16 protein-coding genes are annotated in these 15454 nt (G+C 42.5%); 14 read left to right on the top strand and 2 right to left on the bottom strand.

The features are described from left to right. Window positions 1–3 precede the first annotated feature (3 nt). The 13 genes from arsB (at window position 4) to fliQ (ending at window position 11234) form a co-directional block, all read left to right on the top strand. Window positions 4–1071 carry an ACR3 family arsenite efflux transporter gene (gene arsB / locus BR06_RS0109440; RefSeq protein ID WP_031482319.1) on the top strand — a complete coding sequence of 356 codons (1068 nt, stop codon included), beginning with the start codon at window positions 4–6 and terminating at the stop codon, window positions 1069–1071. An 11-nt stretch (window positions 1072–1082) separates the two neighbouring features. Further along, window positions 1083–1376, top strand: coding sequence for an Hpt domain-containing protein (locus BR06_RS0109435; RefSeq protein WP_031482317.1), 294 nt, complete (start codon window positions 1083–1085; stop codon window positions 1374–1376). A gap of 123 nt (window positions 1377–1499) precedes the next feature. Continuing rightward, complete coding sequence (topA, locus tag BR06_RS0109430) at window positions 1500–3896, top strand: type I DNA topoisomerase (protein ID WP_031482315.1); 2397 nt, start codon at window positions 1500–1502, stop codon at window positions 3894–3896. A 295-nt stretch (window positions 3897–4191) separates the two neighbouring features. Further along, window positions 4192–5112, top strand: coding sequence for a GTPase Era (era, locus tag BR06_RS0109420; protein WP_211252476.1), 921 nt, complete (start codon window positions 4192–4194; stop codon window positions 5110–5112). Between the two features lie 244 nt (window positions 5113–5356). Further along, window positions 5357–6058 carry a YggS family pyridoxal phosphate-dependent enzyme gene (locus tag BR06_RS0109415; protein ID WP_031482312.1) on the top strand — a complete coding sequence of 234 codons (702 nt, stop codon included), beginning with the start codon at window positions 5357–5359 and terminating at the stop codon, window positions 6056–6058. Between the two features lie 30 nt (window positions 6059–6088). After that, window positions 6089–6850: a motility protein A gene (locus tag BR06_RS0109410; protein ID WP_031482310.1), complete on the top strand. Its 762-nt coding sequence runs from the start codon at window positions 6089–6091 to the stop codon at window positions 6848–6850. Window positions 6851–6878: 28 nt separating this feature from the next. Further along, complete coding sequence (locus BR06_RS0109405; protein WP_031482308.1) at window positions 6879–7718, top strand: OmpA/MotB family protein; 840 nt, start codon at window positions 6879–6881, stop codon at window positions 7716–7718. Window positions 7719–7731: 13 nt separating this feature from the next. Then, on the top strand, window positions 7732–8463 hold the full coding sequence (locus BR06_RS0109400) for an OmpA/MotB family protein (RefSeq protein WP_031482306.1): 732 nt from the start codon (window positions 7732–7734) through the stop codon (window positions 8461–8463). Window positions 8464–8499: 36 nt separating this feature from the next. After that, window positions 8500–9003, top strand: coding sequence for a flagellar basal body-associated FliL family protein (locus tag BR06_RS0109395; RefSeq protein ID WP_031482304.1), 504 nt, complete (start codon window positions 8500–8502; stop codon window positions 9001–9003). Between the two features lie 98 nt (window positions 9004–9101). Continuing rightward, a complete protein-coding gene (gene fliN / locus BR06_RS0109390; RefSeq protein ID WP_031482302.1) occupies window positions 9102–9794 on the top strand; it encodes a flagellar motor switch protein FliN in 693 nt (230 codons plus the stop codon). Then, on the top strand, window positions 9787–10155 hold the full coding sequence (fliO, locus tag BR06_RS0109385) for a flagellar biosynthetic protein FliO (protein ID WP_031482300.1): 369 nt from the start codon (window positions 9787–9789) through the stop codon (window positions 10153–10155). The genes fliN and fliO overlap by 8 nt, the downstream gene beginning before the upstream one ends. Next, window positions 10097–10882 carry a flagellar type III secretion system pore protein FliP gene (gene fliP, locus BR06_RS0109380; RefSeq protein ID WP_031482299.1) on the top strand — a complete coding sequence of 262 codons (786 nt, stop codon included), beginning with the start codon at window positions 10097–10099 and terminating at the stop codon, window positions 10880–10882. The genes fliO and fliP overlap by 59 nt, the downstream gene beginning before the upstream one ends. A gap of 82 nt (window positions 10883–10964) precedes the next feature. Continuing rightward, window positions 10965–11234: a flagellar biosynthesis protein FliQ gene (gene fliQ, locus BR06_RS0109375; RefSeq protein WP_031482297.1), complete on the top strand. Its 270-nt coding sequence runs from the start codon at window positions 10965–10967 to the stop codon at window positions 11232–11234. A gap of 155 nt (window positions 11235–11389) precedes the next feature. Here the strand turns inward: fliQ and rlmB are convergent, their stop codons facing one another. Then, complete coding sequence (gene rlmB, locus BR06_RS0109370) at window positions 11390–12145, bottom strand: 23S rRNA (guanosine(2251)-2'-O)-methyltransferase RlmB (protein WP_031482295.1); 756 nt, start codon at window positions 12143–12145, stop codon at window positions 11390–11392. Window positions 12146–12590: 445 nt separating this feature from the next. On the opposite strand from rlmB, the gene BR06_RS0109365 reads away from it, so the two are divergent. Beyond that, window positions 12591–14213: a LysM peptidoglycan-binding domain-containing protein gene (locus BR06_RS0109365; RefSeq protein WP_328285896.1), complete on the top strand. Its 1623-nt coding sequence runs from the start codon at window positions 12591–12593 to the stop codon at window positions 14211–14213. A 77-nt stretch (window positions 14214–14290) separates the two neighbouring features. Here the strand turns inward: BR06_RS0109365 and aroE are convergent, their stop codons facing one another. Beyond that, window positions 14291–15109: a shikimate dehydrogenase gene (gene aroE, locus BR06_RS0109360; protein ID WP_031482292.1), complete on the bottom strand. Its 819-nt coding sequence runs from the start codon at window positions 15107–15109 to the stop codon at window positions 14291–14293. Window positions 15110–15454 lie beyond the last annotated feature (345 nt).

Raw genomic sequence — 15454 nt, 5'->3', positions numbered from 1 at the left:
TGTATGTCTGACTCTACCGTTCAAAGGTTATCATTTCTTGATCGTTACTTAACTCTTTGGATTTTTTTAGCGATGCTTATTGGAGTAGGTGGGGGATTTTTCTATCCTAGTATTAAAGATGTAATTAACTCTTTTCAGGTAGGGACGACTAATATTCCCATTGCGATCGGTCTTATTCTTATGATGTATCCACCTCTTGCAAAGGTGAAATATGAGCAACTTGGTAAAGTCTTTAAGGATACAAAAATTCTGGCTTTGTCTTTGGTTCAAAACTGGGTGATTGGTCCGGTGCTTATGTTTGGCCTCGCGGTAGCGTTCTTATCTGGCTATCATGAGTATATGGTCGGCTTAATTCTTATAGGTTTGGCTCGTTGTATAGCGATGGTTATTGTTTGGAATGATTTAGCTAAAGGCGATACAGAGTACTGTGCCGGTCTGGTTGCATTTAACTCAATTTTTCAAGTCCTATTCTTTTCAGCATACGCGTATATATTTCTCACTATTTTGCCCGGTTGGTTCGGCTTTGAAGGTGTCGTGGTAAACATTTCCATGGGGCAGATAGCTGAAAGTGTATTTATATATTTAGGCATCCCATTTATAGCTGGTATGCTTTCCCGCTTTATTGGAATAAAATTTAAAGGACTGGAATGGTATGAGCAAAAATTCATCCCTAAAATCAGTCCCTTAACTCTTGTCTTTTTACTTTTTACAATTGTGGTTATGTTCTCTTTAAAGGGTGAAAAAGTTATTGAATTACCCTTTGATGTTATTCGCATTGCAATTCCTCTTTCTATATATTTCCTGATTATGTTTTTAGTCTCATTTTACATGGCGCATAAGTTTGGTGCAACATATGAGCAATCAGCAACCCTTAGTTTTACAGCGGCTTCAAATAACTTTGAGCTTGCTATAGCTGTTGCTATTGCGGTGTTCGGTATTAATTCAGGAGAAGCATTTGCCGCAGTTATCGGGCCATTAGTTGAGGTTCCTGTATTGATATCACTTGTGGGTGTCGCTTTATTTTTTAAACGGAAATATTTTCAGGGAACGGTTCGGAATGTTCAAGTTTAAGGGGTAATGTAGTGAATGAGTTGGAAAAAAAGTTAGCGGAACTTAATAAGCGGTATGCCGCAGATCTTGGAGGGCGCGTCGGTTTGCTGGAAGAGTTTCTAGCAGCTTACACGTCTAAAGGGTGTGAGGATTCCCTTGAGAATTTATATAAAGGAGCGCATGCGCTTGCTGGATCAGCTAGAACATTTGGTTTTCCTGAAGTAAGTGTGGTGGCTAAAGAGCTTGAGTTGTCAGCCCGTGATAAAAAAGATGCAAAATATTTATCTGACAAGTTGATGTCGTTGAAAAATCTCATTACTTCCTGATTGTTAAACAGTTTAAAAATAATTACGTTCCTCGCTATTGATGTCTTTTTCAGGTCTGAAATCAGTTTTCACGCTGTTTTTAGGGTTGCATAGTCTCTCAGTGATGGTTATAGGCTCCAAACTATGAGTAAAGATCTGATTGTCGTCGAGTCCCCAGCAAAGGTAAAAACCATTAGCAAGTTCCTTGGTAAAAATTATCAAGTGGCCGCATCAGTCGGTCACGTGCGTGATTTGCCTAAGAACAAGCTTGGTGTTGATGAAGAAGGTGATTTTACCCCCCACTACCAGATCATCCCCGGTAAAGAGGATGTGGTAAGCAAACTGAGGAAAGCGGCAGCCAAGGCTGACCACGTCTATCTGGCACCTGACCCCGACCGCGAAGGTGAAGCCATTGGTTGGCATGTTGCGGCCATTATTAAGGACGTTAACGAGAACGTAAGCCGTATTCAGTTCAATGAAATCACCGCCCGTGCAGTTAAAGAAGCTCTTGAGCACCCTAAGCCGCTTAATGAGCAGCTCTTTGATTCACAGCAGGCACGTCGTATTCTTGACCGCCTCGTTGGTTATAAAATTTCTCCAATCCTATGGAAAAAAGTTAAGCGCGGTATTTCAGCCGGACGTGTTCAGTCTGTTGCGCTTAAGATTGTTGTAGAGCGCGAAAAAGAAAGACGCTTATTCATTCCTGAGGAATATTGGCTTTTTAAGGCGGAACTGGAAGGTATTAACCCACCTCCTTTTGCTGCCGATCTTTGGAAAATAAAAGGCAAAAAAGCCGCTATCGGTTCTGCTGATGAAGCGGAAGCATTAGAAGCATCAATTAAGGATGCGACTTATGAAATTACCGATCTTACTGAAAAAGAACGTAAGCGTAATCCGCTGCCTCCATATATTACTTCTACTCTTCAGCAGGATGCTAACCGTAGATTAGGTTACTCCGCTAAGCGTACTATGACTCTTGCTCAGAGGCTTTATGAAGGGGTTGAGCTTGGCGAGAAGGGCACAACAGCGCTTATCACCTATATGCGTACTGATTCCTTCCGCATTGCGAATGAAGCACGCGACGCAGCCAAAGAACTCATTCTTGATAAGTACGGCAAAGAATTTTATCCGCCAAAGGCCAGAGTCTTTAAATCTAAAGGTGGCGCGCAGGATGCTCATGAAGCTATCAGACCTGTAGACGTTATGATTCAGCCTGAAGATATAAAATCATTTCTGCCTCCTGATCAGTTTAAAGTTTATAAGCTTATCTGGAGCAGGTTCGTTGCTTCGCAGATGGCTCAGGCTCGTTTCTGGGATACTGTTGTTACCGTTAAAGCTGGAGAAACTCTCTGGCGTTCAAAGGGTGAAAGACTGCTTTTCCCTGGGTTTATGCGCGTAACCGGTAAGACTGGCGACGAAAAACTTATCGAGCTTCCAAAATTGGAGATCGGTGAAACTCTGAAATTGAATAAGCTTGATAAAGAGCAGAAATTCACTCAGCCGCCTGCACGTTATTCAGAGGCATCACTTGTTCGCGAGCTTGAAGAGAAAGGCATTGGCCGTCCTTCAACTTATGCGGCGATTATTTCAACAATTCAGGATCGTGAATACGTAATCCTTGAAGAAAAGAAATTTGTACCTACCGAACTCGGGTTTGTTGTCAGTGACCAGCTAAGCGAACATTTCAAAGAGCTTATGGATGTGGGATTCACCGCCGCCATGGAAAAACAGCTTGATGATGTTGCGGAAGGCAAGGTTCTGTGGACAGATCTGATGAGGAAGTTCGCTGACGGATTCTATCCGACCCTTGCAGTTGCGCAGAAAGAAATGAAGCGCGGCGGCGAAGATACTGGTGTAGTTTGCGAAAAATGCGAAGCACCGATGGTTATCAAGTTCGGTCGCACTGGCGAATTTTTAGGTTGTTCTAGTTACCCTGACTGCAAATCCATCGTTAACTTCGCCCGCGATGAAAAAGGTGCGATTGTTGTACTTGAGGATGAAGCCCCCGAAGATACCGGCGTAGTTTGTGAAAAATGCGGAAAGCCTATGGCTATCAAGCGTTCAAGCCGCGGTGAATTTCTCGGGTGTTCCGGTTATCCTGACTGTCGCAGTATTAAGAATTTTGCTCGTGATGATGATGGTAAGATTGAAGTAGTTGAGACGGAAGAGTCACAGGTGGTCGGAACGTGTCCTGATTGTAAGGGCGATCTCATTATTAAGAGAGCGCGCACAGGCAGTCGTTTCATCGCATGTAGTAACTACCCCGATTGTAAATTTGCTAAGCCGTTTACCACTGGCGTTAAGTGTCCTAGGGATGGCTGTAAAGGCGATTTGGTAGAGAAAAGTTCTCGTCGTGGTAAGATCTTTTATTCTTGTGACCAGTACCCAGATTGCGATTACGCAGTATGGTATCCGCCAATTGACGGGCCTTGTCCTAAGTGTAATCACCCTGTTCTGGTCCAAAAGACCACTAAGGCGAAGGGCGCACACGTTGCTTGTCCTGAAAAAGGGTGTGGCTACGTTAAGGAAGAAGAGGAATAGTCTTACTGGTCTGATTTTAATAGATTATAAGCCTAGACTAGACTTTGTTTTGCAAAACTCTAGACAAAGTCTATGTTGAAAATTGTATATATAAGCCCTTCCCGAGCATGCTTGGGAAGGGTTTGATTGTTAAAAGTGTGAATGTCTTTGCTGGAAAAAATATCAGGCGACATGAAAATTGGCGTGTATAGTTTTTTTCGTGTAGTTATTTTAGCAGAGAATCTTTTTTGGAAAAATATAAACTTTATTCCGCATTTTCAAATGAACATGCGGATCGAAATAATAAATAAGGATAATTTCTATGTCAGAACCTAAATTCGGATTTGTAGCGCTTCTCGGGCCTCCAAACTCTGGCAAAAGCACATTGATGAATCAATATCTTGGGCAGAAAATCGCGATTGTTTCTCCCAAGCCTCAGACCACTCGTAACCGTATCAGTGGTATCCTCACAGATGAAGATTCGCAGGTTGTGTTCCTCGATACTCCGGGTATCCATAGAATGCGCGGCAAGATGAATCGTTTCTTGCTTGATACTGCGTGGGATGCTCTTTCCAATTCTGACGTCATCGTAATTCTGTTTGATGCAGCATTTTTCGCAGCGAAGCCGCACATGATGGAAAAAGAACTTGAGCCACTTGTTAAACCTATCAACGGTTCAGGCCGTAAGATTTTTGTTGCTGTTAATAAAATTGATAAAGTTAAAGATAAAGCGATGCTGCTTCCTGTCATGGAAAAAGCGCAGGCTATGTGGCCTGAAGCTGAATTCTTTCCAGTATCCGCCCGTAAAGGCGAAGGCATTGATATTCTTCTTGAAAAGGTCAAAGAAGCATTGCCTGAAGGCCCTCCGATGTTCCCTGAAGATCAGGTATCCACTGTTCCTATGCGCTTTATGGCCTCAGAAGTTATTCGCGAGAAGCTTTTCATGAGCCTTCAGCAGGAACTTCCGTACTCCACAGCAGTAGAAATTGAGTTCTGGAATCAGGACCCTGATAAAAATCTCGTTAATATTGGCGCGATTATCTACACATCAAAGAAGAACCACAAGGGTATGATCATCGGTAAGGGTGGGCAAAACCTTAAGAAAATTGGCATCAAGGCTCGTACTGAAATAGAAGAGATGTTAGAACAGAAAGTTATGTTAGAGCTTTGGGTTAAGGTCAAAGAAGACTGGACCGAAGACGTTGGATTCCTAAGGTCCATTGGTCTTGGCGAATAGATTAAGTTTGTCTATAATTAGCTGTTATTATTAGAAATTAATAGTAATGGCTTTGCTTTGCGGGGATATTTGAGAGTGTGGTTCAATAATCACTTTTAGGTATTCCCTGCAAGCCTTCAAACAGAGGGTTCTAATAGTTAAATTACGAGTTTCCTTGTTCTTTTATTTTCTTTTTATTAAAGATATTTCAAGAATCAACCGAAATTTAATATAAGTATGCCCGCTAAGGTAAGTCAGTAAGCAGATGGAAAATAGGGAAAAAGAACTTATAGAGAACATTTCAGCAGTCAACTCGGACGTTGCTGATGCGGTTGCTAGAGCTGGGCGCAAGCCCGGTGAGGTTGCGCTGATGGCGGTTTCTAAGTTTCACACGGCTTCTGATGTTGAAATATTGTATCGTGCGGGTCATAGAAGCTTTGGCGAGTCCTATATGCAGGAGGCCCTAGCTAAGCAGGAAGCACTGGCTGGTCTTGATATCGACTGGCATTATATTGGCGGTCTTCAGTCCAAGAAAGCTAAGTATGTTTCTGGACGTTTTTGCGCTATACATAGTGTTGATTCGGCTAAGCTGGCAAACCTTTTGAATAAAAAGGCTAACTCACTTGGAGTTGTCCAAAATATTCTTATCCAGATAAATACAGCTGGCGAAGAGCAGAAAAGCGGCGTTTCAGAAGAGCAACTGCCTGCGCTGATTGAAGAAATTTCTGATTACGAGAATTTGAAGTTGACAGGACTTATGGCTCTTCCTCCATTTTTTGGAGATGCTGAAGGTGCGCGCCCTTACTTTGCCAGACTGCGTATGCTCTCCGAAGGTATGGAAAAGTTGTTTGGGATTAAGCTTCCTGAGCTTTCAATGGGTATGACGGGAGATTTCAGAGTTGCCATTGAGGAAGGGTCCACAATGGTTAGAGTCGGAACTAGAATTTTTGGACAGAGACCGGGTTAAACCGGCTCAAAACACCGAAAGGCGGGCTAAATGGATCTCGGTACCATTATAGGGATAGTTCTTTCGTTCGGCCTTGTACTTGCGGCTATTCTAGTCGGGAGTCCTTTGGGCATCTTCATTTCTGTTCCATCTGTATTCATTGTTATCGGTGGAACTATCGGGGCTTCTTTAGTTAATTATCCAGCAGGTCATGTTGTTGGGGTCTTTGGAGTCATAAAGAAAACTTTTTTTTCCAGCCTTGAATCTCCTTCCGATATCATCGACAAATTCATGGATTTCGCAAACCGCGCCCGCCGCGAAGGTATTCTTTCTCTGGAGCCCGCGCTTAAAAGTATTGAAGATGATTTTTTGCGCAAAGGTTTGCAGTTAACTGTTGATGGACTGGAGCCGCAGGTTATCCAGGAAATTTTGGAAACTGAAATTCAGTACCTTGAGAATAGGCATGAAACTGGTGCGGAAATTTTGAAAGTTTTTGCTGACTTCGCACCAGCAATGGGAATGATCGGTACAGTTATTGGGCTGGTACAGATGCTTCAGACCATGAGTGATCCAAGTTCGATTGGACCTGCTATGGCTGTTGCTCTGCTTACTACTCTATACGGTGCTATTCTAGCCAACCTCGTATTTACGCCGATGTCCGGTAAGCTTAAGACCAGAAGTAAGGAAGAAGTCCTTTTACGTGAAATGGTCATGGAAGGTATAATTTCTATTTCCAAAGGTGAAAACCCTAAGATTATTGAAGAAAAGTTGAATAGCTTTTTGCCACCTAAAATTCGTAGAGCAGTTGACTAGGTGGAGTTTGAGTTCGGTCGGGGGGTAAATGGTTAAAGAGAAGAAACAGATCCCGCCAGAGGGACAGCCTCTCTGGCTTATTACATTCAGTGACCTTATGACACTGATGCTCACTTTCTTCGTGCTTTTGGTTAGTATGTCTGTGGTTGATGAACGCAGAAAGCTGGTTGTTCTTGGTTCGATTATTGGAACCTTCGGGTTTGGTAATAAAGGATATGATGTTCTTTCTACGAAAGATACGCGCCGTACCATTGCCATTGGTCCGCTTGAGGTTAAGGACGATCTTGAACTGATCAAGCCACTTCTTTGGGAATTTGCGGAAGATGATTTGCGGTTTGAATCGAATAGATTTGTACAGATTCTTTCTATTGGATCAGATGTGCTTTATGCTCCTGATAGTACAGATCTTTCTCTTGAAGGTAGAAAAGTTTTAGATACGATATTGCCTGTTTTGAAACGCGTGAAAAGCCCTATATTATTGGCTGGACATACTTCGATTTTACGTGATGAGTTTGGTGAAGATTACCGTGTGGAAGATAAGAATATAACTCCTGATCTTTCATGGAAATTATCACTTAATAGGGTGCTGTCGGTTTATACTTACTTAGTTAGAAACGGTATGAATACCGAGATGCTCAAGATCGAGGCTTACGGAAAGTTCAATCCTCGTTATCCGAATGGAACGCCTGAAGGGCGGTTAAAAAACCGCAGAGTTGATATTGTTTTGGATAGCAGGAACCCGCTGGTTGAGCGCGAGCTTAGGAAGTATCAGCCGGATAATAAAGATAAGGCGGATGACAAGTTTAAATTTAATGATTTTGTTTTCCCGATTAAAGATTCGGTAAAGCCTAATCAGGGTAAGCAGTAACGGTTGCTTTATTATGGGTAAAAAAAAGCAGAAAAAATTTCCTGATCCGGGTGGGGCTTGGCTGGTCACCTTTTCTGATCTTGTTACGCTTCTTTTGACTTTTTTTGTGCTCTTGCTCAGTATGGCTTCCATGGATCAGAGTTTTATGACGCGAGTTACCATTACTCCTGCGGAGCTTGGTTTTCTTTCTAAAAGGGGATCGGGAAAGGTTACAGCGAAAGTCACCTTGGTCAGCGAGCTGCTTGAGCGGCCTTGGGAAGTAATGGATAAACAGAATAGGATTAAAGACCTACTCTTTCCTGATGATGTTTTGCCTCCGGATATGGATAGATCGACGCTTGATGAAAATCTGAAGGTGCTTGCAAAGCCGGAAGGTGTTGCGCTGGTACTTACGGACAAGCTTTTGTTTCCTCTTGGTGCGTATGAGCTTGATGACAATGCGAAAGTTCTGCTTCATCAGTTTATTCCTGTACTTGAGTACCTAGGTGCGGCGGATATAAATATTTCTGGTTATACTGACGATGTCGGGGGAATGAATCCTTCTAATTTCGAATTGTCCGGTCAGCGGGCTATGGCTGTGCTTTCTTACTTTGTTGAGCAGGGAATTTCGAATCAGCGGCTCACAGTGTCTGGTTACGGGCCGACTTATCCGATGTTTAGCAATACAACACCGGAAGGTAGAGGCCAGAACAGGCGTGTGGAAATTTTGATAAAGACGACACCCCATTTGGGTGGTTATTCATAGATTATATAAAGTAAACATTGGAAAAGGTGCATTATCATGGCTGATGAAGCTGGAGAAGGGTCGAAAAAAAAGGGTGGAATGCTGAAGTGGATTATTTTAATCCTGCTTCTTGTTATTATCGGTGGTGGTGGGTATTTCGCCTATGATAAATTTTTTGCTGGTGCGCCGGAAGATGCAGCTGAGACTGCTAAGGTTGAAGAAGCTGAAGTTGATCCCAATGCTGCTCCGCTACCGGGTGACGGGTTTACGGTTACCTTGCCGATCTTTGTGGTTAACCTTGCCGACCCTCTTGGCCGAAGATATTTAAAACTCGGAATTGATGTAGAAGTTACTACTGAAGAAGCCGTGGCTGAAATTGCCAAAAAAGAGCCGATGATTAAAGACACCTTGATTCTTTTGCTTTCCAGTAAGACCTTTCAGGATTTATCCAGTATGGAAAATAAGATCCTGCTTAAGAAAGAAATTGTGGATAGATTGAATCAGATTATGGGTGGTTCTAAGGTCCTACAGGTATATTTTACGGATATGGTTATTCAGTAGCACGCTTTTTGCAATTGCTGTATTGCTTTGTCGACTAATTGGCTTTCATGGCGAGTTAGTTGACTGGTAATAAATGATAAAGCCGGAGGTTGACGGCAATGATGTCTGATGATCTTGATCAAGATAAACTCGCACAAGAGTGGGCGGATGCACTAACGGATGGCGATGGTGGTGCAGAAGCAGGTGCAGACCCCGGCAATGGCAATGACGATGCTTTGGCTGACGAATGGGCTTCTGCTCTTGCTGAATCTGGCGATACTGATGACGCTGGTGGTGATGACGCTCTTGCTGACGAATGGGCAGCAGCTCTGGGCGAATCCGGTGATGCTACGGACGATATTGGTGATATCGGCGGCGGCGGTGGTGGTGGCGATGACGCTCTTGCTGATGAGTGGGCTTCCGCTCTTGCTGATGATACCGGTGATGATCTCCGTAAAGAGAAGGAACAAGAGTTCCTCCGCACTCAGACTCGCGATGCAGATTTAAAGGATTTCACCAGCGAAGCGAAAAACCCTCGTCATGATGGTTCAAGACGCGATCTCGATTTTATTCTCGATATTCCGCTTGATGTTTCTGCTGAACTTGGGCGTACCAAAATGCTTATCAATGAGCTTTTACAGCTCGGCGCAGGGTCTGTTGTAGAACTTACCAAGCTTGCCGGTGAGCCTCTTGAAATTTATGTTAACGGAAAGCTGGTTGCTCGTGGCGAAGCTGTTGTTATTAATGAAAAATTTGGTATAAGATTGACAGATATTATCAGTCCTATTGAGCGAGTCAAACATCTTGCTTAATTCCACAACGCCGCTTGCGGTTTCTGTCCCTGACGCTGGAGTTACCTCCATTTTGAAAATGTCAGGGGCTCTGTTTCTGATTTTGGCGATGCTTTTTTTGATTTATTATTTGATGAAGCGCCTTAACTTAGGGCATGGATTTACAGGTGCACGTAAAGGTGAGCTTAAAATAGTTGATCGTCTTCCGCTTGGTCCTCGTCAGAATATTACGGTGATTAAGTATCGCGGTCAGGATCTTGTGCTTGGTGTTACTCAGGATAAAATTACTCTGCTTCACGCAAGGGAAGAAGGTCATGGAAAGGATGAAAAAGATTTTGCCGGATTTCTTAAAAAAGAGGATGCCGGCTCTTCTGACTCTTAGCGCTGTATTTCTACTGGTTTTACCAGCAGTTGTATTCGCTCAGGATCAGACTATTCCGACTTTGACTCTGAATCTTGCTGCTGGGCAGGATGAGCCCGAGCAGGTTTCGAAACTGCTTGAGATTCTATTTCTGTTGACTATTTTAGGTATGGCCCCTTCCATATTGCTGACGATGACTTCGTTTACACGAATCATTATCGTTTTCCATTTTCTGCGTCAGGCCATGGGTACGCAGCAGATGCCTCCTAACCAGATTCTTGCCAGTTTGGCCATATTTATGACTGTAGTCATCATGATGCCGACGGGGAAAGCTGTTAACAATACGGCATTACAGCCTTATTTGAACGAGGAAATAGGGTTTAAAGAAGCTTTGGATCGAGCCCAGATTCCTGTGCGAAAATTTCTTTTCAAGCATACCCGCGAAAAAGACCTTTCAATTTTCTATTCCATAACTGGTGAAAAAAGGCCTGAAACTAAAGAAGATGTTAACACCATGCTTCTCATTGCTGCCTATACAATCAGTGAGCTTAAGACTGGATTTACCATCGGATTTTTGATTTATGTACCGTTTTTGATTCTCGATATGGTCATCGCCAGTATTTTGCTTGCTATGGGTATGATGATGTTGCCGCCGGCGATGGTTTCATTGCCGTTTAAGATTCTTTTGTTCATTATGGTGGACGGTTGGACCTTACTGACTGGTTCTATTGTAAATACTTTTCAATGACTTGAGGACTGGATCGCCCTAAGCGACCGAAAGTTAGACCAAGTTTACTGATAGAGGTAATTGTTTAAACACGGAGATTATTATGACCCCTGAATTCGTTATTGGATTCGCCAGACAATCAATTGAATTGGCTCTTACGCTTGCTTTGCCCATGCTTGGAGTCGGACTGGTAGTGGGTATTTTCGTCAGTGTTATTCAGGCTGCTACTCAGATTCAGGAAATGACTCTGACTTTTGTTCCAAAGATTGTATCCATGTTCATCGCTCTTTTGATTGCGTTCCCTTGGATTATGGCAAAAATGGTCGACTTTACGCGTAACATCTTTTTGAATCTTCCTGATTATATTCGATAATAGGCTTGAATTACATATATAATTGAAGTGAATGTTCGATTTTAATAGCCGTAATCAAATAGCAAGATTGAATTGAATAGCCAAAATATAATTTCACAAAAAAACCCCTTGAAGTTTATAAACTTCAAGGGGTTTTTACTTGTTAGGAATATTTGTTAACTTAAAGTTCTGGCAAATTCGCTAATAAGAATTGCGCCAGCCTGAGCAACATTCAGGGAATCGAATTCACGCTTGAAGGGGATGTGGATAAGTTCCTGACAACGTTTTTCAACGCCAAGTCTAATACCTTTCTCTTCATTACCTAGAACTAAAATTGCTGGTCCTTGAAGTTTGGCCTCGTATACAGGGTTCGAATCATCAGCGATTCCTGCGCCATATACTGTGATACCCATATCCAAAGCTTTATCTAATGATTGAGATATGTTTGATACACGTGAAACAGGCAGTTTTGTTAAGGCGCCCGCACTTGCTTTTACAGCGCCTGGTCCTAGAAATGCACCGCCGTGACGGGCAACAACTATTCCTGCTCCGCCAAGCGCGTATAGAGTTCTAGCCAATGCACCGACATTGCCGGGGTCTTGGACCTGATCAAACACTACGAGCAGCGGAAGCGGGGCTTCAGATATATTTGCAAGAAGGTCGTCATAGTCTGCGAATGACAAGGCTGCTACTTTTGCAATTATTCCTTGATGGTTCCCTGAAAACATACGGCTCAGTTCAGGCTTGTCAGCAATTTTATATTTGATCCCGAATTTTTTGCATCTTTCTATTGTCCGCTCGAAATTCTTGTCCTGACGTCCTTTTTGAACGTAAAGCATGTCAATGCTTTTCGGATCTTCCAAAAGCAGTTCTTGGACGGGTTTTCGGCCTGCTATGATGGTGTTCTCATCTTCTTGCTGTCTATTTTTCATGAAATTACCTTAAATTGAAACTTTTATGGATTTTAGTTTGCTGACAACGGTCTTCGCTACTTTTTGGCATTTGAGCAAGTTTTATGATGCAAAAAATAAATGTTATTTTTTGCTAAGTACGAATGTAACTATTTTATTTTTCTCAGATCTGTCAAAATAGGCTCAAAATGTTCATTGAGCTATGTACTTGAAACAAAACAGAATAGCTGAAAAGCCCTGTGGATACGCCACTTCTGGCAACCTATTCCTTTTATTTTGCTATTGCAAACGCTTCAGCTTTAGGATAGCTCTACTAGTGTTTGAAATTCTTGGTTAAAAGAGTCAAAAAGCCTTTATTTGTAAGACTTTGCGGTCTTTATAGCCTAACTAAATAACCTGAATCTATAGTTTTTCTAGATAATTTATGGACAAAATTAATACATATAATGATAAAACGGAGCAGACTGTGAAAAGCCTGAAATTATTTCGTTTAGTCGCGTTAATGGCTGTTTTTATTTTATTTGCGGGTTGTTCGCAAAAAAATACTACCCCTGAAAATGAGACTGTTTCCGCAACTCAAATTTCTGATAGTACTGTAGCAGAATCTGAATTTTCAGATTCAGATACAGAAGTGCTTGATCCGGAACTTGAGAATACACCAGTAGAGCCAGAAAAATTATCACCTGAGGAACAGAAAGCACTGCTTTCTAGTGGCTCAGGAATAGATTTTGGCCTTGATGTGCATGATACTAAAGAAGTTCAGCAATATTTTGGTTACTTCAACCACAAAGCACGTAAGACTTTTACTCGCTGGCTTAAACGGGCTGAACCTTTCCTTCCGTACATACGGGAAGTTCTTTCTAAGAATAACATGCCACAGGATCTCGCTATGCTGCCTTTTGCAGAAAGCGGATACAACTCCATGGCTTATTCCAGAGCTGGAGCGGCCGGAATGTGGCAGTTCATGCCTTTTACAGGTCGGAAGTTTGGTTTGCGCGTTGACTGGTGGGTTGATCAACGTAGAGATCCTTTCAAAGCAACACATGCAGCTGTAGAATATCTACAGATTCTCCATGAAATGTTTGGAGATTGGTATCTTGCTCTCGCTGCATACAATGCAGGCGAAGGTAAAATCGGTAGAGCACTCAAAAAGACTGGCGCTGAAGACTTTTTTGATCTCACCAAAAAGAATTATAAGCTCAGTAGAAGATACAGACTCAGAGCTGAAACTAAGAATTACGTTCCAAAATTTATCGCTATTTCCAAAATATTCAAAAATCTTGAGCCATTAGGGTTTGAGAAAATTAATTGGGATAATGGCATTAAAGTAGAATCAGTCGAAGTTCCTGGTGGAACAGATCTACTTGCACTAGCTAAAGCTTGTAATATGAAATGGAGCGATTTTCATACATACAATCCTCATTTCCGCAGACAGGTAAGCCCTCCTGATTCAGCGATAACAGCTTATTTGCCTTTGCATGTTATGGCGGACGCTTCCAGTTATCTGGCTAGCCCGCGCTCCAGGCCTTTCGCTGGTTACAGGCGTTACAAAATTAAAAGAGGCGACTCTTGGCATCGCATTGCTAATAACAACAGAGTGCCAGTCGCGGTTCTGAAAAGTGTTAACAATCGCAAGTCGAACCTGATCAAACCCGGCCAGTTCATTATGATTCCGGGCAAAGGTTCAACTGCTTCTCTCTATACCAGACAAGTTACAAAAACGCGTCGTACGGCGCAGAGCAGAGCAAACTACAGAGTTCGCAAAGGTGATACTCTCTGGGATATTGCAAGCCGTTACAAAGTTAGTGTGAACACACTTAAACGCTCAAACGGACTACGTTCTTCCAGACTAAAAATTGGTCAGAAACTTTACATCCCTGATAATTCAGCGAAAAGTTCAAAGTCTTCCAAGGCTAAAGCGGAATCTGTTAACAAGCAGTTAGTGAAGTACAAAGTGAGACGAGGCGACAATCTGTCCGTTATCGCTCGCAGGTTCGGAGTTAGGGTTTCTTCACTCATGAAGTGGAACAGCCTCAATTCCAGAAGCATCATCAGACCGGGTGACAGAATTAAAGTTTACGTTCAGTAAATTTGATAATCCGAATCAAAAAAAAGGCCCGTTGCAATCTTTGCAACGGGCCTTTTTTTATGAAAATGCTGTTATTACTAGAGATGTTTCAGCAACATCTCTCGCGCCTTAGTCTCATCTAAATCTCTGCCTGTCCATATTTTAAACTGAGCCAGTCCTTGATGTAGAAACATTTCAATTCCACTGATAGCTTTACATCCTTTCGACTTCGCTTCTTTAAGCAGCACAGTTTCAAGCGGATTATAAACCAAGTCGTAGACGATTGTGTTCTGATCAAGTTTGTCCATAATCATGGGATTAAGACTTTGCTTGTCACCGGACATACCTAGTGGCGTAGAATTGATAACAAGATCATAATGCTCATCGCCACGCGCATCCCAATCTACACAAGTAATATCAAATTCTTCTGCCAGACTCTCAGCCTTAGATTTAGTCCGATTACTAATAAAAATATCCTTTATATTAAGACTCTTAAGTCCAACAATAGCCGCCCGAGCAGCGCCGCCAGCACCAAGCAGTAATGCCCTATTAACTTTACCGCAATGAGGCCTAAGCGGCTCAGAGCAACCAGCAGTGTCCGTGTTGTCACCCACCAACTGATCATTGTCCCAATAGAGTGTATTAACAGCCCCAACCGCCTTAGCGCGGTCCGTAAGCACATCTATGTGGTTCATTACAGAAAGCTTATGAGGAATAGTCACGCTCAGTCCAGAAATCGGCAAAGTCTTAAACGCTGACATAAAATCGCCAAGCTTTTCAGGTTCAGTAGGCCAAGCCATATAAACAGCCTTGATATCTTGCTCAGCAAAGCCCCAGTTATGCAAAACAGGACTCATCGTATGACCAAGAGGAAAACCAATAATACCAAATAATTTCTCAGGTTTAGATATGGTCATTTATATTTCTCCTGTTTTTTTAAGATAAGAATGGGTGATTTATGCCTCCGGCGGCTTGAACCCTTTTGGGAAAAGGGGTCAAGACTCCCAAAACTTTTTGTCGGTTTGGGCAGGGGGCTAATAGTTATATCAGTGCTGTATGTGTGTGATTAGTGATAGTTTTTATGTGTGTTTTCATGGGAATCCACCCGACCTATCTCAAATCCCACCCTGTTAAAAAGTTTTGGGGTTCTTAGGACCTTTTCCCAAAAGGTCCTGAGCCGCCGGAGGCATAACATAACCATAATATCCCAATAAAAAAAGGCCCGAATAGCCAAGCTATTCGGGCCTTGGTAGCCATTATGG

Origin of the sequence: Maridesulfovibrio frigidus DSM 17176, assembly GCF_000711735.1 — a bacterium.
Taxonomy (GTDB): domain Bacteria; phylum Desulfobacterota; class Desulfovibrionia; order Desulfovibrionales; family Desulfovibrionaceae; genus Maridesulfovibrio; species Maridesulfovibrio frigidus.
The sequence above is the reverse complement of the archived record's forward strand: the minus strand, read 5'-3'. Positions and strand labels throughout refer to the sequence as shown.

Excerpts from the sequence above, each read along its gene's own strand:
- arsB (WP_031482319.1), top strand. The coding sequence starts at position 4 with ATGTCTGACTCTACCGTTCAAAGGTTATCATTTCTTGATCGTTACTTA.
- topA (WP_031482315.1), top strand. The coding sequence starts at position 1,500 with ATGAGTAAAGATCTGATTGTCGTCGAGTCCCCAGCAAAGGTAAAAACC.
- BR06_RS0109415 (WP_031482312.1), top strand. The coding sequence starts at position 5,357 with ATGGAAAATAGGGAAAAAGAACTTATAGAGAACATTTCAGCAGTCAAC.
- BR06_RS0109410 (WP_031482310.1), top strand. The coding sequence starts at position 6,089 with ATGGATCTCGGTACCATTATAGGGATAGTTCTTTCGTTCGGCCTTGTA.
- BR06_RS0109405 (WP_031482308.1), top strand. The coding sequence starts at position 6,879 with ATGGTTAAAGAGAAGAAACAGATCCCGCCAGAGGGACAGCCTCTCTGG.
- BR06_RS0109400 (WP_031482306.1), top strand. The coding sequence starts at position 7,732 with ATGGGTAAAAAAAAGCAGAAAAAATTTCCTGATCCGGGTGGGGCTTGG.
- BR06_RS0109395 (WP_031482304.1), top strand. The coding sequence starts at position 8,500 with ATGGCTGATGAAGCTGGAGAAGGGTCGAAAAAAAAGGGTGGAATGCTG.
- fliN (WP_031482302.1), top strand. The coding sequence starts at position 9,102 with ATGATGTCTGATGATCTTGATCAAGATAAACTCGCACAAGAGTGGGCG.
- fliP (WP_031482299.1), top strand. The coding sequence starts at position 10,097 with ATGAAAAAGATTTTGCCGGATTTCTTAAAAAAGAGGATGCCGGCTCTT.
- fliQ (WP_031482297.1), top strand. The coding sequence starts at position 10,965 with ATGACCCCTGAATTCGTTATTGGATTCGCCAGACAATCAATTGAATTG.
- rlmB (WP_031482295.1), bottom strand. The coding sequence starts at position 12,145 with ATGAAAAATAGACAGCAAGAAGATGAGAACACCATCATAGCAGGCCGA.
- aroE (WP_031482292.1), bottom strand. The coding sequence starts at position 15,109 with ATGACCATATCTAAACCTGAGAAATTATTTGGTATTATTGGTTTTCCT.